Origin of the sequence: Cytobacillus sp. FSL M8-0252, from assembly GCF_038007345.1 — a bacterium.
Classification (GTDB): Bacteria; Bacillota; Bacilli; order Bacillales; family Cytobacillaceae; genus Cytobacillus; species Cytobacillus kochii.
This window is the reverse complement of sequence record NZ_JBBOWZ010000001.1, coordinates 105,046-125,593: the sequence shown is the minus strand read 5'-3', so window position 1 is coordinate 125,593 and position 20,548 is coordinate 105,046. Positions and strand designations below refer to the sequence as shown.

Annotated in this window: 22 protein-coding genes and 2 other annotated features; all 22 genes read right to left on the bottom strand. The window is 38.4% G+C overall.

Going from position 1 to position 20,548, the window contains the following annotated elements; all coding sequences use genetic code 11:
- Positions 1-414 precede the first annotated feature (414 nt).
- Complete coding sequence (locus MKX83_RS00655; RefSeq protein ID WP_095371233.1) at positions 415-1,017, bottom strand: class I SAM-dependent methyltransferase; 603 nt, start codon at positions 1,015-1,017, stop codon at positions 415-417.
- Between the two features lie 178 nt (positions 1,018-1,195).
- Positions 1,196-1,561, bottom strand: a complete 366-nt coding sequence (rplL, locus tag MKX83_RS00650; protein WP_095371234.1) for a 50S ribosomal protein L7/L12 — start codon at positions 1,559-1,561, stop codon at positions 1,196-1,198.
- Positions 1,562-1,613: 52 nt separating this feature from the next.
- Positions 1,614-2,114 carry a 50S ribosomal protein L10 gene (gene rplJ, locus MKX83_RS00645; protein WP_095371235.1) on the bottom strand — a complete coding sequence of 167 codons (501 nt, stop codon included), beginning with the start codon at positions 2,112-2,114 and terminating at the stop codon, positions 1,614-1,616.
- 59 nt (positions 2,115-2,173) lie between these two features.
- Positions 2,174-2,321, bottom strand: a sequence feature (ribosomal protein L10 leader region).
- Positions 2,322-2,394: 73 nt separating this feature from the next.
- Positions 2,395-3,093 (bottom strand): 50S ribosomal protein L1, encoded by a 699-nt coding sequence (gene rplA, locus MKX83_RS00640; RefSeq protein WP_341053556.1) that lies wholly within the window; start codon positions 3,091-3,093, stop codon positions 2,395-2,397.
- 193 nt (positions 3,094-3,286) lie between these two features.
- Entirely contained in the window at positions 3,287-3,712 is a 426-nt protein-coding gene (rplK, locus tag MKX83_RS00635) for a 50S ribosomal protein L11 (protein ID WP_009336545.1), read from the bottom strand.
- Positions 3,713-3,985: 273 nt separating this feature from the next.
- The gene (gene nusG / locus MKX83_RS00630) at positions 3,986-4,519 is read right to left on the bottom strand and encodes a transcription termination/antitermination protein NusG (protein ID WP_095371237.1); all 534 of its coding nucleotides are present in this window, start codon (positions 4,517-4,519) and stop codon (positions 3,986-3,988) included.
- Positions 4,520-4,730: 211 nt separating this feature from the next.
- Positions 4,731-4,913 (bottom strand): preprotein translocase subunit SecE, encoded by a 183-nt coding sequence (secE, locus tag MKX83_RS00625; protein WP_095371238.1) that lies wholly within the window; start codon positions 4,911-4,913, stop codon positions 4,731-4,733.
- A 110-nt stretch (positions 4,914-5,023) separates the two neighbouring features.
- Positions 5,024-5,167, bottom strand: a complete 144-nt coding sequence (rpmG, locus tag MKX83_RS00620; RefSeq protein ID WP_191816903.1) for a 50S ribosomal protein L33 — start codon at positions 5,165-5,167, stop codon at positions 5,024-5,026.
- A 147-nt stretch (positions 5,168-5,314) separates the two neighbouring features.
- The gene (gene sigH, locus MKX83_RS00615; RefSeq protein WP_180317053.1) at positions 5,315-6,037 is read right to left on the bottom strand and encodes an RNA polymerase sporulation sigma factor SigH; all 723 of its coding nucleotides are present in this window, start codon (positions 6,035-6,037) and stop codon (positions 5,315-5,317) included.
- 8 nt (positions 6,038-6,045) lie between these two features.
- Complete coding sequence (locus MKX83_RS00610) at positions 6,046-6,552, bottom strand: NYN domain-containing protein (RefSeq protein WP_095371241.1); 507 nt, start codon at positions 6,550-6,552, stop codon at positions 6,046-6,048.
- 2 nt (positions 6,553-6,554) lie between these two features.
- Positions 6,555-7,298 carry a 23S rRNA (guanosine(2251)-2'-O)-methyltransferase RlmB gene (rlmB, locus tag MKX83_RS00605; RefSeq protein ID WP_095371242.1) on the bottom strand — a complete coding sequence of 248 codons (744 nt, stop codon included), beginning with the start codon at positions 7,296-7,298 and terminating at the stop codon, positions 6,555-6,557.
- Positions 7,295-7,720 (bottom strand): Mini-ribonuclease 3, encoded by a 426-nt coding sequence (locus MKX83_RS00600; protein ID WP_095373563.1) that lies wholly within the window; start codon positions 7,718-7,720, stop codon positions 7,295-7,297. The genes rlmB and MKX83_RS00600 overlap by 4 nt, the downstream gene beginning before the upstream one ends.
- Before the next feature lie 5 nt (positions 7,721-7,725).
- Positions 7,726-9,126 (bottom strand): cysteine--tRNA ligase, encoded by a 1,401-nt coding sequence (cysS, locus tag MKX83_RS00595; RefSeq protein WP_341053554.1) that lies wholly within the window; start codon positions 9,124-9,126, stop codon positions 7,726-7,728.
- Positions 9,127-9,777: a serine O-acetyltransferase gene (gene cysE / locus MKX83_RS00590; RefSeq protein WP_095371244.1), complete on the bottom strand. Its 651-nt coding sequence runs from the start codon at positions 9,775-9,777 to the stop codon at positions 9,127-9,129.
- Between the two features lie 148 nt (positions 9,778-9,925).
- Positions 9,926-10,151 (bottom strand) — a binding site (T-box leader).
- A 67-nt stretch (positions 10,152-10,218) separates the two neighbouring features.
- Positions 10,219-11,676, bottom strand: coding sequence for a glutamate--tRNA ligase (gene gltX, locus MKX83_RS00585; protein WP_095371245.1), 1,458 nt, complete (start codon positions 11,674-11,676; stop codon positions 10,219-10,221).
- 154 nt (positions 11,677-11,830) lie between these two features.
- Positions 11,831-12,310: a 2-C-methyl-D-erythritol 2,4-cyclodiphosphate synthase gene (ispF, locus tag MKX83_RS00580; RefSeq protein ID WP_095371246.1), complete on the bottom strand. Its 480-nt coding sequence runs from the start codon at positions 12,308-12,310 to the stop codon at positions 11,831-11,833.
- 13 nt (positions 12,311-12,323) lie between these two features.
- Positions 12,324-13,013 (bottom strand): 2-C-methyl-D-erythritol 4-phosphate cytidylyltransferase, encoded by a 690-nt coding sequence (ispD, locus tag MKX83_RS00575; RefSeq protein WP_341053552.1) that lies wholly within the window; start codon positions 13,011-13,013, stop codon positions 12,324-12,326.
- Between the two features lie 87 nt (positions 13,014-13,100).
- Positions 13,101-14,183 carry a PIN/TRAM domain-containing protein gene (locus MKX83_RS00570; RefSeq protein WP_095371248.1) on the bottom strand — a complete coding sequence of 361 codons (1,083 nt, stop codon included), beginning with the start codon at positions 14,181-14,183 and terminating at the stop codon, positions 13,101-13,103.
- Between the two features lie 217 nt (positions 14,184-14,400).
- Positions 14,401-15,474 carry a DNA integrity scanning diadenylate cyclase DisA gene (gene disA / locus MKX83_RS00565; RefSeq protein ID WP_095371249.1) on the bottom strand — a complete coding sequence of 358 codons (1,074 nt, stop codon included), beginning with the start codon at positions 15,472-15,474 and terminating at the stop codon, positions 14,401-14,403.
- Positions 15,475-15,478: 4 nt separating this feature from the next.
- Entirely contained in the window at positions 15,479-16,858 is a 1,380-nt protein-coding gene (radA, locus tag MKX83_RS00560; protein WP_095371250.1) for a DNA repair protein RadA, read from the bottom strand.
- Between the two features lie 159 nt (positions 16,859-17,017).
- A complete protein-coding gene (clpC, locus tag MKX83_RS00555; protein ID WP_328200188.1) occupies positions 17,018-19,462 on the bottom strand; it encodes an ATP-dependent protease ATP-binding subunit ClpC in 2,445 nt (814 codons plus the stop codon).
- Between the two features lie 6 nt (positions 19,463-19,468).
- Positions 19,469-20,548: a protein arginine kinase gene (locus MKX83_RS00550; RefSeq protein WP_095371252.1), complete on the bottom strand. Its 1,080-nt coding sequence runs from the start codon at positions 20,546-20,548 to the stop codon at positions 19,469-19,471.

The following is a 20,548-nucleotide window of genomic DNA, read 5'->3' as shown; positions in this document are numbered from 1 at the left end:
CACCCCTCAAATCAAGCGTTATTATTTGAAAAGCAACCTGTGAATCTCACATGTAAATAATAGAATCTATCTTTTTACCTGTGGATTCCAGCCCACAAGTGAGATAAACTCTTTACATGAGAAATATTATCCAGGTAGCTTGACATATCTTAAACTCGAGTCACATTTCGCTCTATTTTTGCCAAAACTAGAGCGTCGGAAGCCCCAAAGCACGAGTTTCCTCCGTAAACATAAACTCAATCAGACAAAAAGAAAAAGGGTTTTTCAAGCAAAAACCACAATTCCATCATTAGACTATTCTTTTCATTACTTCCCACATCTGGATAAATTTATACAATAACGCATAAATTTTTATCCCTATTGGTAGTATATTATGTTGGCATTTTACAATACTAACATAGCGAAAATGTCAAGTCAATCTTTTTTTGCTCTTAATATAAAATAGCCTTTTTTCTTCACAACAGTATCTACTTCAGCAAATAATTCCGAGAGCTTTTCAATTGCAGATGGTGCACCTTGCTTCTTTTGAATGACTACCCATAGTTCTCCACCAGGCAATAAACATTCAAAACTCTCTTCAAAAATACTATGAACAGTTTGTTTCCCAGCTCTTATTGGTGGATTCGTTAAAATAGCTGCAAATTGTTGGTCTTTAACAACTGCCAACTTGTCACTTTCTTTTACAGTGATATTGTTGATACCATTTAGCTCGCCGTTCGTTTGTGCCAGTTCAAGCGCTCTTTCGTTCACGTCGAGCATGACGACTTGACGATCTTGCATAATCGACGCCATTGATAAACCAATTGGGCCGTACCCACAACCAACATCTAATACATCACCAGATATTTCAGGAGGGATAAACGTCTCTATTAATAACCTTGATCCAAAGTCAACTTCACTTTTTGAAAATACACCATGATCGGTTTTAAATTGAAATGTTTTGTCTCTTAGTTTGTAACTCCAAACACGTGGATTACTTTCGACATTAGGCGTTTTAGAATAATAATGGTCTGACATAGTGGTCACCTCCAGATATTAGAGCTGCATGTGCGAGGATTTTTTTGGTAGAGGGTAAAATTAAGCAAACGCTTCGTTAGTTGCTGTAACGTTCTCCTTAAATTCACTTACCTAAACAGTCCACATAACTGATATTAAAAAAGCCCGCTCATACAAGCGGGCTTTTAAACAAACTATATTACTTAACTTCTACGCCAGCTCCAACTTCTTCAAGTTTAGCTTTGATTTCTTCAGCTTCTTCTTTAGAAGCGCCTTCTTTAATAGCTTTAGGAGTGTTATCAACAACTTCTTTCGCTTCTTTAAGGCCAAGACCTGTGATTTCACGAACAACTTTGATAACTTTAATTTTTTGATCGCCAGCAGAATTAAGAATTACGTCAAATTCTGTTTTCTCAGCAGCAGCGTCTCCACCAGCAGCGCCACCAGCAACAGCTACAGGAGCTGCAGCAGTTACTCCGAATTCTTCTTCAATTGCTTTTACTAGATCGTTAAGTTCTAAAACAGTCATACTTTTAACTGCTTCAATGATTTGTTCTTTAGTCATGATATAATTTCCTCCTTAATTTTTGTTAGATTATATTGGTTAAAACCGATAATTAAGCGCCTTGTTCTTCTTTTTGATCTGCAACAGCTTTTGTTGCAAGAGCAAGGTTGCGAACTGGAGCTTGAAGTACGCTGAGTAGCATAGAAAGTAAACCTTCGCGAGATGGAAGTTCAGCAAGAGCTTTCACTTCTTCTTGTGAAGCGATATTACCTTCAATTACACCCGCTTTAATTTCAAGAGCTTCATGCTTTTTAGCAAACTCGTTTAAAATTTTCGCTGGTGCGACAACATCCTCTGTACTGAATGCAATTGCATTAGGACCAGTAAGATGTTCGTTTAAGCCTGCAAGTTCAGCAGCTTCTGCTGCACGACGACTCATAGAGTTTTTGTAAACTTTGAATTCAACATTCGCTTCACGTAGTTGTTTACGAAGTTCTGTTACTTCTGCAACAGTTAATCCGCGGTAATCAACAACAACTGCTGTTTGAGCTGATTTGAATTTGTCTGCAATTTCTTCTACGATTTGTTTCTTTTGTTCGATAATGCTGCTCATCTTTACACCTCCTATTGAATTATGCATTCATACCGTTCAATCAGATAGGTGAGGCTCACCATCTCATTAAAAAACCTCCATATCAAAGGTAGACATGGAGGAAGTATACAATAGCTCGTTCAAGCAATTAAAATCTATCGTATTACCTCGGCAGGTTATTAAGCCCCAATCGGCTCCTGCTGTCTACGGTATAAATGATTAAGTTATGATAATAACAAGATTCATTCTACAGAATGGACTTTGCTATGTCAACTTTATTTAAAAACCAAATAATGGTTAATTATTTTGTTGCCGCTGTAGAAGGGTCGATTTTCACACCAGGTCCCATAGTAGTAGTTACAGAAACGTTTTTCATGTAAGTACCTTTTGCTGCAGCAGGTTTTGCTTTCATCATTGTATCGAAGATTGTGTTGAAGTTTTCAACAAGCTCGTCATCTTCAAATGATACTTTTCCGATAGGCACGTGAATGTTACCAGCTTTTTCTACACGGTATTCAACTTTACCTGCTTTGATTTCATTAACAGCTTTTTCTACATCAAATGTAACTGTACCTGTTTTAGGGTTTGGCATTAAACCTTTTGGTCCAAGTACACGACCAAGTTTACCAACTTCACCCATCATGTCTGGAGTAGCAACGATTACGTCAAACTCAAACCAACCTTGGTTGATTTTGTTGATGAATTCTGCATCTCCAACATAGTCTGCACCCGCAGCTTCTGCTTCTTTCGCTTTTTCACCTTTTGCAAATACAAGCACGCGTTGAGTTTTACCAGTACCGTTCGGAAGCACGACAGCTCCACGAATTTGTTGGTCAGCTTTCTTAGGATCTACACCTAAACGAAAAGCTACTTCAACTGTTGCATCAAATTTAGCAAAGTTTGTTTTCTTCGCAAGAGCAATTGCTTCTGCAACTGGGTAAGCTTTTGTGCTATCTACAAGTTTAGCAGCTTCTACATACTTCTTACCTTTTTTAGCCATTTTAATTTCCTCCTTGAATGTGGTTTTAGCGGAATAACCTCCCACCGACGAAAAGCACGTTTGCCTCTCATCTCAAAAACGTCGGTCCCTCGAGAATTTCTCAAGGTCCGAACATTATAAAGGTTGCGAGTGAAACTAATTCAGCATCGCAACCTTTTTAGAAACAATCATCATACATACATAGCAAATAGTATTAGTCTTCGATGACAATACCCATGCTGCGTGCAGTACCTTCAACCATACGCATAGCAGCTTCTACACTAGCAGCGTTTAGATCAGGCATTTTTGTTTCAGCAATCTCGCGTACCTTGTCACGCTTGACTGTTGCTACTTTATTACGGTTTGGTTCACCAGAACCAGACTCAATACCAGCCGCTTTCTTAAGCAATACAGCAGCAGGTGGAGTTTTCGTAATAAATGTAAATGAACGGTCCTCAAATACCGTGATTTCAACAGGAATAATTAGACCAGCTTGTTCAGCTGTGCGTGCATTAAATTCCTTACAGAATCCCATGATATTAACACCGGCTTGACCTAGTGCAGGACCAACTGGTGGTGCTGGATTTGCTTTACCTGCAGGAATTTGCAATTTAACAAGTTTGATTACTTTTTTAGCCACGAGACACACCTCCTTAAAGTCCGTGATGTGGTAATAGGGGTTTTCCCCCTCCCACTCAACTGTTAATTCTTTATATTAACATAAAGAATAATGTCCAATGTCCGGTCTCGTCTTCTGAGACATACTGACCTATGAAATATTATCATTTTTCAAAGACGATTTCAAGTTCTTTTCAAAAATATAGGAGAGCTCATAAGCGAAAGACAATGGCTAGATACGGCGAAATCATACAAAAATCAACTTTCTCTAGTTAAATATAAGGGAGAAAGACCGTTAAATTTTTTCGATTTGCGAAAAATCTAATTCAACTGGCGTATCTCTTCCAAACATATTTACAAGCACCTTGATTTTCGCTTTATCTTTATCGATTTCTTCAATAGATCCAGTAAAGTTAGCAAATGGACCTTCGTTTACTTGAACCGTTTCCCCAACTTCGAAGTTTACATCCATTCGTTTTTCTTCAACACCCATACGTTTAAGAATGACCTGCACTTCTTCAGGCAACAATGGAGTCGGTTTTGAGCCAGAACCCGCTGAACCAACAAATCCCGTTACACCAGGTGTGTTACGCACTACATACCAAGAGTCATCTGTCATAACAATCTCCACCAACACATAACCTGGGAACACCTTTCGTTTTACAACTTTCTTCTTACCATTCTTAATATCTGTTTCTTCTTCTTCAGGGACAACCACTCTAAAAATTTTATCCTGCATGCCCATCGATTCCACACGTTTTTCAAGGTTTGCTTTTACTTTATTCTCATACCCTGAGTACGTATGTACTACATACCAATTCTTTTCCATATCAAAGGGGACTTAACGTCCTTCCCTCCCTGCAATCTATTTTTATTTTTGAAAGACTGACATCTCTTGTTTGTCTAAAGTGACGGATTACGAAACCAATCGAATCCTAAGCAAATGGACTAGGCCTTTCTTGACCAAATGAAAAAACCCGTTACCGGGCTCCTGCAAATGTTCCTGTGTTATCATCCATTATACCATGGAAGCTCAGGGGTTATTCAAGAATTAAACGAATCAATTCAGAAATACCTAAATCAACAACAGTAAAGAATAACGTAAAGAATAAAACAACGACAATAACTGTGATCGTATATTTCGTTAGCTCTTTCTTTGTAGGCCAGCTAACCTTTTTCATCTCACGTCCAACTTCACGGAAAAACTTCACGATGCGTCCCATTTCTTAACCCCCAACTTTTAAAGAGATATATCCTTTAACAAAAAAGCGTTGATTAAGAATACATCCCCCTGAATGCCATTCTATTACTTTTTTGTCTCTTCTTTACTCTATTATTTTGTTTCGCGATGAACTGTATGTGCACTGCATTTACTGCAAAATTTCTTTAATTCCAATCTCTCATTACCTTTGTTACTATTGGTAGTGTAATTTCTTGTCCCACAATCGGCACAAGCTAGTATCACTTTTTTCGGCATTTTTCACACCTCTTCGACATTTATGCCATTAAAACTCTACCATGGCCAATAATCCATGTCAATAACAGCAAAAATAGGAAAACCTCCACTGTTATCAATCGAAAATGGTTCTCATATGCCCATAAATAATATATTAACATATAGTAGTTATAAAGAGAATTCTCTTATTTCTAAATATCTCTCTAGTTTTCTTTTCACTCTTTGCAAAGCATTATCAATTGACTTCACATGTCGATTCAATTCTTCTGATATTTCTTGATATGATTGCCCATCTAAATAAAGGGCAAGCACCTTTCTTTCCAAATCGCTCAAAAGTTCAGACATTTTTACTTCGATGTGGTCAAACTCTTCCTGATTAATAATTAACTCTTCTGGGTTCATCACTTTCGCTCCAGAAATGACATCCATTAACGTACGATCTGACTCCTCATCATAAATAGGCTTATCAAGCGATACATAAGAATTCAACGGGATATGCTTCTGTCTTGTTGCTGTTTTAATTGCAGTGATAATTTGTCTTGTGATACATAATTCTGCAAATGCTTTGAAGGAAGACAACTTGTCCTCCTTAAAATCTCGAATGGCCTTATAAAGACCAATCATTCCCTCCTGCACAATATCTTCCTTGTCGGCACCAATGAGGAAATAAGACCTCGCCTTTGCACGCACGAAGTTTCGATACTTATGGATCAAATAATCTAGCGCTTCACTTTCACCTTTATGCACTAATTCAATTACTTCTTCATCTTCGAGTTGCACGTATAAAGAATGCTTTTCAGCTTTTGTCCTGAAGTCGATACTCATCCTGATCCCTCCGACCGTACAAGCATGGTTAGAAATATTATACAGTAGGGTATTTTCCAGCGTCAACCAATCATTTAACGTTCTCTGCGCCATTTTTCGAAAATTTCAACGATTTCATCACTTAATGGGATTTTAGACACTGGCTTATTTTCCTGGCTTTTCTTTACTTTTTTGTTAATTTGTTTTTCAATATGATTCATTTCATTGTGTAATTCTCGGGCTGACTTTCTTAACGCACCTTGAGCAAAGATGACTCTCTGCTCTGTAAAATCTGAAGTAGCTACATAGATTTGTGTTTTAATATTATTTAACGCAATCGCTAGCTTTTCAATACGTTCATCTGCGGTTTCGTTTGTACGTGTAAAAATAACTTCAACATTATAATTCTTAAATTTTCTTTCTGTCCCTTTTACGTAATGGGCATCAAAGACAACTATGACTCGGTAACCGGAATACCCTTGATATTCAGCCATCTTTTCTACCAGCAGGTCCCTGGCTGCTTCTAAATCCTTATTTTTTAGAAGCTGAAGCTCTGGCCAGGCACCGATGATATTGTATCCGTCAACAAGAAGGATATTCATCATTATCGCTCAATCGGAGAGCGTTTGCGGTAGACTTCATACATCAACAAAGCAGCAGCGACTGAAGCATTTAAAGATGTTACTTTTCCAGCCATTGGTAAGCTGATAAGAAAATCACATTTATCTCTAATCAGTCTTCCCATTCCTTTCCCTTCACTACCAATGACTAATCCGATGGGCATCACTCCATCCAATTGGCGATAATCCTGTTTACCGCTTGCATCTGTACCCGCAATCCAAACGCCTCGTTCTTTTAATTCATCAATCGTTCTTGCTAAGTTCGTTACACGAGCAACAGGGATATGTTCAATCGCTCCCGTTGAAGCTTTAGCAACTGTTGCTGTTAAACCAACCGCACGCCTCTTTGGAATAATAATCCCATGCGCACCTACAGCATCAGCTGTTCTCATAATCGAGCCTAGATTATGAGGATCTTCAATCTCGTCCAATAGAAGAAAGAATGGAGCTTGTCCACTGTTTTCTGCTTTTTTAAATAGGTCATCTAACTCGGCATATTGATAGGCAGCCACTTGAGCAACCACACCTTGATGATTCCCTAGCTCCATTTGATCCAATTTCTTTTTCGGAACAAATTGAACCAGCACACCCGCTTCCTTCGCCATTCCAACCACTTGCTGCATTTGCCCTTTTTGAGAGCCTTCCGCAACCATAATTTTATTCATATCACGCTCTGACTTAAGTGCCTCGATTACAGCGTTTTTACCAATAATGAAATCATGACTCATTTCTTGCTCTCCTCCTTCCTATCCTCAGTCCACTTAAATGCTTTTACTACTAACTCTTCTAACCGCTCTACTCGTTTAGATAAATATAAGAAACCTATCAATGCTTCGAATGCAGTACTATAACGATAAGTTTGTACATCGGTGTTTTTCGGAATGGTGCCAGATTTAGCATTTCTCCCCCGTCTTACTACCGCCTCTTCTTCTTCTGATAAAACGCCCTCGTCCAAAAATGCATGAATCACTTTTGATTGTGCTTTAGCAGATACATATTTCGTTGCTGCCTTATGCAACTGATGTGGCCTTATATTACCTTTTTGTAATAAGTCCTGACGTACGTATTGTTCATAAACAGCATCGCCCATATAAGCAAGGGCGAGACTGTTTAATTGTTTAGGATTAAGATTTTCTTCGTATGAAAGCATCACTCTTATCCTCTTTTCCATCTTGTTCCTTGAGCTGTATCCTCAAGAATAATATTCATTTCTTTTAATTGATCACGAATTTGATCAGCTAATTGGAAATTGCGATCTTTTCTTGCTTGAATCCGATCGGCTATCAATTGATCCACTTCCTCATCTAACAGCTGTAGCTCATCCTCTAATGATAGTCCAAGCACACCGAAGAAATCCTCGAATTGAGTCATAAATGCATCGATTACAGCAGTGGACGTATTCTTTTCCATCAAATAATAATTCGCTTGTTTTGATAATTCAAATACAACAGAGATGGCATTCGCCGTGTTAAAATCATCATCCATATCTGTGATGAATTGCTTTTGTAAATCACCAATTTTCTCTAACCATTCTTGGTTATTTTCTGTTAACTCACTACTCGCCTCTTTACGATGCTTTAAATTCTCATACGATGCTTTAATACGCTCATAACCCGCTTTTGTATTTTCCAGCAATCCTTCATTATAGTTAATTTGATTACGATAATGCACTGCTAACATGAAGAACCTTAACACTTGCGGATTGTGCTTCTTAATAATATCGTGTACCAAGACGAAATTACCGAGTGATTTAGACATTTTTTCGTTATCAATATTAATATAGCCATTATGCATCCAGTAACGAGCGAAAGTTTTACCTGTCACTGCCTCTGACTGTGCTATTTCATTCTCATGGTGAGGAAATGATAAATCTTGTCCTCCAGCATGAATATCAATCGTGTCACCTAGATATTTACGAGCCATAGCGGAGCATTCAATATGCCACCCTGGGCGACCTGCCCCCCAAGGACTATCCCATTTAATCTCACCTTCCTTCGCCGCTTTCCAAAGGACGAAATCAAGTGCGTCTTTCTTCTTCTCACCAACAGCAATTCGATTGCCTAACTTTAACTCATCAATCGATTGATGAGAAAGCTTTCCATACTCTTCAAACTTTCGTGTATGGTAGTACACATCTCCTTCTGATTCATAGGCAAAACCTTTATCAATCAGCGCTTGGATAAAATCAATAATCGTATCCATATTTTCCGTTACTCTCGGGTGTGTGTCTGCTTTTTTGCAACCTAATGCCGATACATCTTCAAAATACGCTTCAATAAATCTCTCCGCAATTTCCGGCACGTCTTCACCTAGTTCTTTGGCCGTGCGGATTAATTTATCATCGACATCTGTGAAATTTGACACAAAATTCACATCATATCCGCGATACTCCAAATATCTCCTCACTGTATCGAACACAATTGCAGGGCGAGCATTTCCTATATGAATATAATTGTATACAGTAGGTCCGCAAACATACATCTTTACTTTACCCTCTTCTAACGGGATAAACGGCTCTTTTTTTCTTGTTAACGTATTATATAATTGAATCGCCATTTATGAGTGGCTCCTTTCAGCTTTCAGTTGTTCAAACTCTTTTTTCACACGCTCTAACTCATTTTCTAGCTCTTTAAAGCGATCAGAAATGGGATCTGGTAAGTCTGTATGATTTAAATCTTTCGTTACTTTGACGCCATCTTGGATTTTTACCTTACCAGGTATACCAACAACCGTTGAATTAGGTGGCACTTCATGTAAAACAACTGAGCCGGCACCTATTTTTGAGTTTTCCCCAATTGTAATGGATCCAAGCACTTTTGCCCCTGTAGCAATAAGAGCATTATCCTTAATCGTTGGATGTCTCTTGCCTTTTTCTTTCCCTGTCCCCCCAAGTGTTACACCTTGATAGACAGTAACATTATCTCCAATCTCGCATGTCTCGCCAATAACAACACCCATCCCGTGATCAATAAAAAATCGACGGCCTATTTTCGCCCCAGGGTGTATTTCTATCCCAGTAAAAAAACGACTAATTTGTGAAACCAACCTTGCAAGGAAGAAAAATTTATTTTTATAAAGACTGTGTGCAATGCGATGATTCCAAATCGCATGTAATCCTGAGTAGGTTAACACTACTTCAAAAACACTTCTTGCGGCAGGATCCTGTTCAAACACAACATCTATATCTTCCTTCATTCTTTTAAACATGCTCTCTCCCTCCAGTCTTTAAATAGCATTTTTCTCGTATAATAAAAACAACAAAAGTAACAGTGATTACACTCTCTCTTTGGGTGGGTCCTTATCACCAGAAAACAAATAACATATCTATAAATAAAAAACGCCCCTGTCTAAAATAGACAGAGACGTTTACACGCGGTTCCACTCTGTTTAAGCTTTCATATAATAAAAGCTCCAACTCTGCCTCGTTAACGGGAAGGTAACCGCCTATTTCTACTATAAAGGTTCGAAACAGGACTCAGAGGGGCACTTCAGAGAATGAGAGGTTTAAACCACTTTCAGCCGATGATGGTTCTCTCTAATAAACAGTCATTACTCTTACTTTTCCTCTTCAATGATTTAGCATCTATAATGATTTTCTAAAGATTTATACGTTAATATTCTATACTATATTATATTTTTACCGATATGTTAACCTAAAATACGCTGTAGGCGAATTTTTACAGTTTCCCTACCTAATAACTCCATTGCTTTCGGTAGGTCTGGGCCATGTGTCTGCCCCGTTGTTGCTGAGCGAATCGGCATAAATAATTTTTTCCCTTTATGTCCTGTCGCTTTCTGTACTGACTTCATTGCCGCCTTTATTTGATCAGCTTCAAATACCTCAAGCGCCTCTACTTCATGTAAGAAAGCAGTCAACACTTCCGGTACTTGCTCTTCAGCTAAAACTTCGCTTGCTTCTGGTTCAACTTCGATATCCTGAACAAAGAATAATTCACTTAGTTCAATTACTTGCGCACCATAACTCATTTTCTCTTGTAGCAACAACACTAATTTCTTTAACCATTGTAACTCATCGCCAGAAGGATTATCTCCTACTTTGCCTGCTTTTTTAAAATGAGGTAACGTTAAATCAAGTAACTGGTCACCATCTAACTTTTTCATGTACTGCGCATTAATATGAGCAAGCTTCTGCATATCAAATAAAGCAGGTGACTTAGATAACCTTGACTCATCAAAGATTTCAATTAGCTCTTCTTTGGAGAATAATTCTTCCTCTCCACTCGGAGACCAACCAAGTAAAGCGATAAAGTTAAACAAGGCTTCAGGCAAGTAACCTAGCTCTTCGTATTGTTCAATGAATTGAATGATTGACTCATCACGTTTACTTAATTTTTTACGACTTTCATTCACTATTAGCGTCATATGACCAAATACAGGTACTTGGAAGCCAAGTGCCTCATAAATCATAATTTGTTTAGGTGTATTTGAAATATGATCATCTCCACGTAATACATGAGAGATTTTCATTAAATAATCATCTATGGCTACAGCAAAATTATATGTCGGTGTCCCGTCTTTTTTAACAATTACATGATCACCAATGCCATCTGACTCAAATGACACTTCTCCTTTAACCATATCATTGAATGCATACACTTTTCCTTGTGGGACAAGAAAACGAATACTTGGTTTTCTTCCTTCAGCTTCGAGTTGTTGGCGATCATCATCTGATAAATGTCTGCACTTTCCTGAGTATATCGGCATTTCACCTTTAGCCATTTGCGCCTCACGTTCAGCTTCTAACTCTTCTTCCGTACAATAACACTTATAAGCTTGTCCGCTATCAAGTAACTGTTGATAATACTTTTTGTAAATTTCGTTTCTTTCTGATTGACGGTACGGGCCGTATCCACCATCTTTATCGATACTTTCATCCCAGTCTATGCCAAGCCATTGTAAGTATTTTAATTGACTCTCTTCTCCGCCCTCAATATTACGTTTTTTATCTGTATCTTCTATACGAATGATGAATTTACCATTTTTACTACGAGCAAATAAATAATTAAACAAAGCTGTACGCGCATTACCAATATGTAAATGTCCCGTTGGACTTGGTGCATAGCGTACACGAATATCACTTGACATGATGATCCTCCTTCAAAATCAGTTCTATTTCGAAAAACCGCTGATTGCTATATAAGCCACCTGACGATCCATCTTTTTTATCAAAAATTGAATATGAATAGCACCCTTTATTTTATCATCCTACTGTAAGTTGTCAAAGTCCGGAAATAACCGACTAGGCACTTTTCTTCAACAACACAACCACTTGAGCAGCAATTCCTTCGCCTCTGCCTGTAAATCCTAGTTTTTCCGTTGTCGTGGCTTTCACGTTAATGTTCTCTACTTCTGATTCTAACAATTCCGCTATTCTTTCTCTTATAGCAGGAATATAAGGAGCCATTTTTGGTTTTTGAGCAATAATAGTACAGTCAGCATTCACAAGTTCATAACCCTTTTCTTTTACCAATTGCCACACATGTTGCATCAGTTTAGCTGAATCCGCATCTTTAAAGTCTGGGTCTGTATCAGGGAAGTGCTTACCAATATCACCTTCACCAATTGCACCTAAACAGGCATCTGACACTGTATGTAATAAAACATCCGCATCTGAATGTCCAAGTAATCCTAATTCATATGGAATCGTAACCCCACCCATAATCAGTGGTCGTCCTTCAACTAATTGATGTACATCAAATCCTTGACCAATGCGAAACATATTATCTTCTCCTTTAGATAAAGTCATCTCTTTTATTTAAAATCGCCTCAGCAAAATATAGGTCCTCAGGCGTTGTTAGTTTTATATTATCGTAATTCCCTTGTACAAAAGCAATCTTATTATGTACTCTCTCCACCAAGCTTGCATCATCAGTCCCTACAAATTGGTCCTTTTGCGCTTTCTCATATGCCGCTTGTAAAATACTAAGCTTAAAAGCTTGAGGGGTTTGCACAGACCATAGACTCGTTCGATCAATTGTTCCCTCGACTAATCCATCACGTCCCTTTTTTATCGTATCTTTCACGGGAACGGCTAAAATGGCGCCATCATTGAACTGAGCTTGAGATACAAGTTGATCGATATGCTCTTGTTCAACAAAAGGTCGAGCGGCATCATGTACCAACACAATCCCTTCACCTGTTAACGCACGAATCACATGACTAATGCTATGCTGCCTTTCCTGTCCACCACCGATATACGCCCTTACCTTATCCACCCCATGCTTAGCAATTAACGCACGTATCTCTTTTTCCTCAGCAGGATTAATAGCTAAATAAATCCCTTCACACGCGGAGTCTCGTTGGAAAACGCGCAATGTATGTATAAAAATAGGTATCCCTCTTAGTTCTAGCAACAGTTTATTTTTTGAAGCACCCATTCTCTTCCCTTGCCCCGCTGCAGGGATGACGACTCTATACCCCATATTTTCTTTTAACTCCCTTAATCAGCATAAAAAGCGGAAGAAAAGAGCCAATTTACGGCCCCCTCTTCTGCTTCTTCTATACTATAATTATAATGCTTTTTCTAAAAGTTTTGGTTTAGCGAAAATCATTCTACCCGCAGATGTTTGCAATACACTTGTCACTACTACATCAATATGCTTGCCAATATAATTTCTACCTTCTTCTACGACAATCATTGTGCCATCGTCTAAGTAGGCAATCCCTTGATTTTGTTCTTTTCCGTCCTTAATGACCTGAACTTTCATTTCTTCTCCCGGAAGCACAACCGGCTTCACAGCATTCGCCAGATCATTAATATTTAGAACTGCGACTTTCTGTAGCTCGCATACCTTATTCAGGTTGAAATCATTGGTTACAACCACACCGTTAGTTAATTTCGCTAATTTCACTAGCTTACTATCCACTTCTTGTATTTCTTCAAAATTACCTTCGTAAATTTCTACCTTTATAGATAGCTCACTTTGAATACGGTTGAGAATGTCTAAACCGCGGCGGCCCCGATTTCTTTTTAACACATCAGAAGAATCGGCAATATGCTGTAATTCTTCTAAGACAAAACGAGGAATAACAATTGTTCCTTCTAAAAACCCTGTTTGACAAATATCAGCTACTCGACCATCGATAATAACACTTGTATCCAATATTTTAAGCTTATTCACATCAGATTGACTATCTTCTTCTTCAGTTAACTTTTTCTTTTTGTTTGTAAAAAGATTGAGTAATTCATCTCGTTTTTTAAATCCAACTTGAAAACCTAAATATCCAAATAACAGTGTTAAGACGATAGGAGCAACAGTATTTAATACCGGTATCTCGAGTGTCGACAATCCATAACCAAGTAAAAACGCGACAACAAGACCAAACACCAGTCCAACACTACCAAATATAATATCGGTAATTGGCACCTTTACAATCGATTCTTCTGTCCATTTAATGAAATTGACAACATGGTCAACCGCCCAAAATGTTAAAAGATAGAAAATAATAGCTCCTAAAATGGCGGAAACATAAGGATTATTTAATAATGGAATGTCATCTAAACTGACTAAAATTAGTAATTCTGGTATCACAAAGATTCCTAATGTGATCCCAAATATAAGGAAACAGACTTGTACAATTCTCTTTAACATTCCCTCACCTCCTTTTATTCATTATTAACAAATTCCAAAAATAAAAAACGCACAATATTGGAAAATTTTATATTATAAACAAAAAATTATTGCAGTAAACTAAATAAAAGGATAGATCAAACGGTTATGAATACTCTTAGACTAGCACCGTAAGTAAGGGAATGTCAAATGATAAACTACCTATTCTATCATGAGGTGAATAGTAGTTCAATGGTATTTATAAATGTCGGTCAGAAAAAAATTGGTCTTGTATAAGCTTGAGGCCTTCGTCAATCTTCCTAGCCCGTACCTCTCCTATACCTTCTACCTCATCTAATTCTTCAATAGAAGCTGCCGCTATATACCTCAGTTCCTCAAAGCGATCAACGAGGTTATCAATAATAATAGGTGGTAATCGCGGCACCTTATGCAGCACCCGAATCCCTCTAGGATGAATGACTTCTTCGGTATGAATATAGCCATGAAAGCCTAGTAATTTCATGATAACTGAGTCTTCTAAAGTCTCACCTTTTGATAACTCTTGAAGCTTTTGAAGCGCTTCCTTTGCCCTAATATCACGATCATTAGCATAATCCATAATAACGAATTCTGATTCTCTTTCCATTTCAATCAATAACTCATTCATTTGTAAACGAATGAGACGTCCTTCTGTCCCTAACTCGCTTAAATAAGTTAGTAACTCATTTTTAATTCTTAACAGCATTTCTATATTATGCATAACATTTAACACATCATTATAGGTCACCTGTTCTTCAAATTCGAGAATACCTAAATTCGATATACTTTGCTCAAGAACAACTTTATATTTCTCTAATGTTGTGACTGCCACATTAGCCTTTGTTAATATAACGCCAATATCCTTTAGTGAATAACGAGAAGCCCCTTTATATAAAGTAATGACATTACGGCGTTGTGAAACAGCAATAACAAGCGCACCTGTTTGTTTCGCCACCCGTTCTGCTGTCCGATGTCGCATCCCTGTCTCAGAGGAAGGAATACTCGAATCTGGTGCGAGTTGGGCGTTGGCAATAAGGATTTTATTTCCTTCTTGATTGAGAATAATCGCCCCATCCATCTTCGCTAGCTCATATAAATAGTTTGGCGAAAAAGGGCAATTAATTTGGAAGCCCCCATCCACTAAACTGGCAATCTGCTCCTTAGAACAAAGAACAATTAGCCCACCCGTGTTTGCTCTTAATACATTATCTATACCTGCACGTAGGGGTGTCCCTGGTGCTAAAAATTTCAATAATTCGCTGATTGTAATTTCACTTTGTTTCTTTGAATCCATATGCTTACCCTCCTAATGCAGCTTCAAGTGCTTCACTAACCGAGTGAACGCCAATCAATTGAACATTTTTAGGACCTGTCCAGCCGCTCAAATTATTCGCTGGTAAAATAATACGCTCAAATCCTAGTTTCGCAGCCTCCTGGACTCGCTGTTCAATTCTTGAAACTCTTCTTATTTCTCCAGTGAGGCCCACCTCACCGATAATGCAATCTGTTGCTCTTGTTGGCTTATCTCGAAAGCTTGATGCGATACTAACTGCAACCGCCAAATCAATTGCTGGCTCATCTAGTTTTACCCCTCCAGCAACCTTCAAATACGCATCTTGATTTTGTAACAACATACCGACCCGTTTCTCTAATACCGCCATTAATAGCGGCACACGGTTATGATCAATCCCTGTTGCCATCCTTCTTGGGTTACCAAAACTCGTAGGGGATATTAATGCTTGTATTTCTACAAGAACGGGCCGAGTTCCTTCCATTGAAGCCACAACAGTTGAACCCGCTGCTCCTTGTGATCGTTCTTCTAAAAAAATCTCTGAAGGGTTTGCCACTTCTTCTAAACCTAATTCTTTCATTTCAAATATACCCATTTCATTCGTAGAACCAAATCGGTTTTTGACTGCTCTTAAAATTCGATACGTGTGATGCCTTTCCCCTTCAAAATAAAGCACCGTATCCACCATATGTTCCAGCAACCTAGGACCGGCGATCGATCCTTCTTTCGTTACATGTCCAACAATAAAGATCGCAATCCCTTTCGTTTTCCCGATTCTCATAAGCTCAGCCGTACACTCTCTTACCTGTGAAACACTACCAGGGGCCGAGGTCACTTCCGGGTGATAAATAGTTTGAATGGAGTCAATAATAACAAACTCCGGCTTCACCTCATCAATCGTTTGACTAATCTCTTCTAAGCTTGTCTCTGCATAAACAAGTAGATGTTCTGATGAAATATTTAATCTGTCAGCTCGTAGCTTCGTTTGTCTTATCGACTCTTCTCCAGAAATATAAAGTACAGAATGCTGTTTATTAGATAATTGTGAAGAAACTTGCAACAGTAGTGTTGATTTTCCAATCCCAGGATCTCCACCTATTAAAACGAGAGATCCTCTAACAACCCCACCACCAAGGACTCGATTTAACTCTTTCATTTCCGTATAAATACGTGGCTCATTGACTGTTTCAATTTTTGGAATCGGAGTCGCTTTTGCTCTAATCGTTGTCTCTTGTGTATGTGCAAAAGCCCCTCTTCTCGAGTTAGCAGGTTTCTCTATCTCTTCCGTCATTTTATTCCATACACCGCATCCGGGACATTTCCCCATCCACTTTGCCGATTCATAACCACATTCTTGACATATGAATTTTGATTTTCTTTTCGCCAATCTTCATTCTCCTTCTCTTTCGTACAACACATTTATATTTCTTACTATATCAATGGAATCGTTTGTATTCAAAGGTTAACATATAATTGGAAGAAAATTTGTTGTTATCAAAAAAGGTACACACTATTGATTAGCGTGTACCTTCTCTCTAACATTTCATTATTTTTGGGCAGTGCCAGTTGGTTCGGCTGTTTTTACGACAAATTCGCCTTCCTCAACATCGATTACTACTTCTTGACCAGTAAGCACTTTTCCTCTTAATAATTCCTCAGATAAGCGATCTTCAATATGCTTTTGGATCGCTCTTCTAAGCGGTCTTGCACCATACTCTGGATCGTAGCCTTCTTCTGAGATTTTTACCTTAGCAGATTCAGATAGGGATAATGTAATATCCTGTTCTTTTAAACGGTTCGTTAAGGCATCGGACATGAGTGTAACAATCTCTTGCAGATGCTTTCTTTCTAATGCATGGAAGACAATAATCTCATCGATACGGTTTAAGAATTCAGGTCTGAAGGCCTTTTTCAATTCCTCCATAACCTTACCTTTCATATCTTTGTAATCATGCTCATCATCTTGAATATTGAAGCCTACATATTTATTACGCTTAAGTGCTTCGGCACCAACATTTGACGTCATGATAAGCACCGTGTTTCGGAAATCGACTGTACGTCCTTTAGAATCTGTTAACCGTCCATCTTCCAAGACTTGCAGAAGAATGTTAAATACATCCGGATGGGCTTTCTCAATTTCATCTAATAAAACAACTGAATACGGTTTTCTACGTACTTTCTCAGTTAATTGGCCTCCTTCTTCAAATCCAACATAACCTGGAGGTGAACCAACTAATCTAGATGTGGAGTGTTTCTCCATATACTCAGACATATCGATGCGAATCATCGCTTCCTCATCACCGAACATCGCTTCAGCTAAGGCACGAGCAAGTTCTGTCTTACCCACACCTGTTGGCCCTAGGAAAACGAAAGAACCAATTGGTCTCTTCGGATCTTTAAGACCGGCTCTTGCCCGTCTAACTGCTTTAGAGATCGCCTTTACTGCTTCCTCTTGGCCAATTACGCGCGAATGTAAGATTTCTTCTAAATTCAATAGTTTGTCGGTCTCAGTTTGTGCCAATTTAGTAACTGGAATTCCTGTCCAGTTAGAAACGACATTGGCAATATCCTCTACCGTCACTTCACTATTTTCTTTCCCTTGCTTTTCTTTCCATGTTTTCTTAGTTTCTTCTAACTTTTCTCTTAATCTTTGTTCATTGTCTCTTAAAGATGCTGCTTTCTCAAACTCTTGACTTTGAACAGCTGCATCCTTTTCTTTTCTTACATCTTCTAATTTAACTTCTAACTCCTTGAGATTCGGAGGCGTTGTATAAGAACGTAGGCGAACTTTTGAGCCTGCTTCATCAATTAAATCAATCGCTTTATCTGGTAAGAAACGATCAGAGATATAACGATCTGATAATTTAACTGCCGCATCGATGGCTTGATCCGTAATTGTCACACGGTGATGGGCTTCATAACGGTCACGTAGTCCTTTTAAAATTTGTACGGACTCATCTGCAGTCGGCTCATCAACCGTAATTGGTTGGAACCTACGCTCAAGCGCTGCATCCTTCTCAATATATTTGCGATACTCATCTAGCGTCGTCGCTCCAATACACTGTAGCTCTCCACGCGCAAGTGATGGCTTTAGAATATTTGATGCATCAATCGCACCTTCTGCTCCACCAGCACCAATTAATGTATGCAATTCATCGATGAACAAAATAATGTTGCCCGCCTGACGAATTTCGTCCATCACTTTCTTCAAGCGATCCTCAAATTCACCACGGTATTTAGTACCTGCAACTACCGTACCCATATCTAAAGTCATTACACGTTTATCACGTAGCGTCTCCGGCACTTCATTATTTATGATCTGTTGAGCTAGGCCTTCTGCTATCGCAGTCTTACCCACACCAGGTTCTCCAATTAATACGGGGTTATTTTTTGTTCTTCTGCTTAATACTTCAATTACACGTTGAATCTCTTTACTACGTCCAATAACTGGATCTAAGCTTCCTTCACGTGCAATGGCAGTTAAATCTCTCGCTAAACCATCTAGTGTTGGTGTATTTGCATTGGCTGAAGAGCTGCCTTGATGCCCGTTAGACTCGCTACTACCAAGTAATTGTAGTACTTGCTGTCTTGCCTTATTTAAACTTACGCCAAGGTTATTAAGTACTCTTGCAGCTACACCCTCACCTTCTCTAATTAAACCAAGTAAAATGTGCTCAGTTCCCACATAGGAATGGCCCAATTTTCTTGCTTCATCCATTGATAATTCAATTACTTTTTTTGCTCTTGGTGTATAATGCGGTGTTTGGGAGGCCTCTTGCCCTCTACCTATTAGATTTTCAACTTCCGTTTGAATTTTTTCTGAACCTAGACCTAAGGCATAAAGTGCTTTAGCGGCAATTCCTTCACCTTCACTTACTAACCCTAGAAGTATATGCTCAGTCCCAATATTGTTATGTCCTAAGCGAATGGCTTCTTCCTGTGCTAATGCTAATACTTTTTGTGCTCTCTCAGTAAAACGTCCAAACATCATCTATCATCATCCTCCCAACTCTTGATCTTCCATTTTTAATCTTTCTCGAATAAGAGAAGCTCTACGAATATCCCGTTCAAACGGTCGTAATGGGCCTCCAGCATATTGCTGTAAAAATCCTGGTTGCGTTAAAACCATTAATTCATTTAATATATTTTTTGATATGCCTTGTATATAGTCCATGTCTATTCCAAGGCGAACATCCGATAAACATCTAGCCGCTTCTTTTGATTCAATGATTCGGCTATTAGATAAAATACCATAGGATCTGAAGACTCTATCTTCTAATTGTATGTTAGAGGTTTTCGCTAATGCTTCTCTTGCTGACCTTTCCTGCGAAATTAATTGCTCCACAACACTTTTTAAATCCTCAGCAATATCTTCTTCTGATTTCCCTAATGTGATTTGGTTAGAAACTTGAAAGATATTACCTAATGCTTCGCTACCTTCTCCATAAATTCCTCTAACAACTAATCCAAGTTGGTTAATTGCTGGAATGATTCTATTCATTTGATGAGTTAATACTAATCCTGGTAAATGCATCATGACAGATGCTCTGAGACCTGTACCGACATTCGTTGGGCAACTAGTTAAATACCCTACCTGTTCATCATATGCATAATCAATCTCAGTTTCTAACCAATCATCAATTTGGTTTGCAACTTCTAATGCTTCTGATAATTGGAAGCCTGGAAATAAACACTGTATACGTATATGATCTTCTTCATTCAACATAATGCTAACCTCTTCATTTTCAGTAAGTAGGCAGGCACCATGACTAGCGTTTTCTGCTAAATGAGGACTAATCAAATGTTTTTCCATCAGCACCCTTTTTTGCAATGGTTGTAAATCATCCATTTGCAATAACGAAAAGTCACCATAAGTATCAAAAGTCGATTTTTCCATTCTTGCTTTAATGATCTCTATCACACGTTTAGCTTCATCATGGGAAAAGATTGTTGGAAAATTAACCTGTTTAATATTGCGAGCTAAACGAATTCTAGAACTAAGTACGATATCAGAATCAGGACCTTCTGCACTCATCCAAGAGCTGACAGCCTGATTGATAAACCTTTCTAAAGACAA

Bases quoted from the DNA above. Each gene is read 5' to 3' on its own strand.
- MKX83_RS00655 (WP_095371233.1), bottom strand. From the start codon at position 1,017: ATGTCAGACCATTATTATTCTAAAACGCCTAATGTCGAAAGTAATCCA.
- rplL (WP_095371234.1), bottom strand. From the start codon at position 1,561: ATGACTAAAGAACAAATCATTGAAGCAGTTAAAAGTATGACTGTTTTA.
- rplJ (WP_095371235.1), bottom strand. From the start codon at position 2,114: ATGAGCAGCATTATCGAACAAAAGAAACAAATCGTAGAAGAAATTGCA.
- rplA (WP_341053556.1), bottom strand. From the start codon at position 3,093: ATGGCTAAAAAAGGTAAGAAGTATGTAGAAGCTGCTAAACTTGTAGAT.
- nusG (WP_095371237.1), bottom strand. From the start codon at position 4,519: ATGGAAAAGAATTGGTATGTAGTACATACGTACTCAGGGTATGAGAAT.
- secE (WP_095371238.1), bottom strand. From the start codon at position 4,913: ATGGGACGCATCGTGAAGTTTTTCCGTGAAGTTGGACGTGAGATGAAA.
- rpmG (WP_191816903.1), bottom strand. From the start codon at position 5,167: ATGCCGAAAAAAGTGATACTAGCTTGTGCCGATTGTGGGACAAGAAAT.
- MKX83_RS00610 (WP_095371241.1), bottom strand. From the start codon at position 6,552: ATGAATATCCTTCTTGTTGACGGATACAATATCATCGGTGCCTGGCCA.
- rlmB (WP_095371242.1), bottom strand. From the start codon at position 7,298: ATGAGTCATGATTTCATTATTGGTAAAAACGCTGTAATCGAGGCACTT.
- MKX83_RS00600 (WP_095373563.1), bottom strand. From the start codon at position 7,720: ATGCTTTCATACGAAGAAAATCTTAATCCTAAACAATTAAACAGTCTC.
- cysS (WP_341053554.1), bottom strand. From the start codon at position 9,126: ATGGCGATTCAATTATATAATACGTTAACAAGAAAAAAAGAGCCGTTT.
- cysE (WP_095371244.1), bottom strand. From the start codon at position 9,777: ATGTTTAAAAGAATGAAGGAAGATATAGATGTTGTGTTTGAACAGGAT.
- gltX (WP_095371245.1), bottom strand. From the start codon at position 11,676: ATGTCAAGTGATATTCGTGTACGCTATGCACCAAGTCCAACGGGACAT.
- ispF (WP_095371246.1), bottom strand. From the start codon at position 12,310: ATGTTTCGCATTGGTCAAGGATTTGATGTACATCAATTAGTTGAAGGA.
- ispD (WP_341053552.1), bottom strand. From the start codon at position 13,013: ATGGGGTATAGAGTCGTCATCCCTGCAGCGGGGCAAGGGAAGAGAATG.
- MKX83_RS00570 (WP_095371248.1), bottom strand. From the start codon at position 14,183: ATGTTAAAGAGAATTGTACAAGTCTGTTTCCTTATATTTGGGATCACA.
- disA (WP_095371249.1), bottom strand. From the start codon at position 15,474: ATGGATTCAAAGAAACAAAGTGAAATTACAATCAGCGAATTATTGAAA.
- clpC (WP_328200188.1), bottom strand. From the start codon at position 19,462: ATGATGTTTGGACGTTTTACTGAGAGAGCACAAAAAGTATTAGCATTA.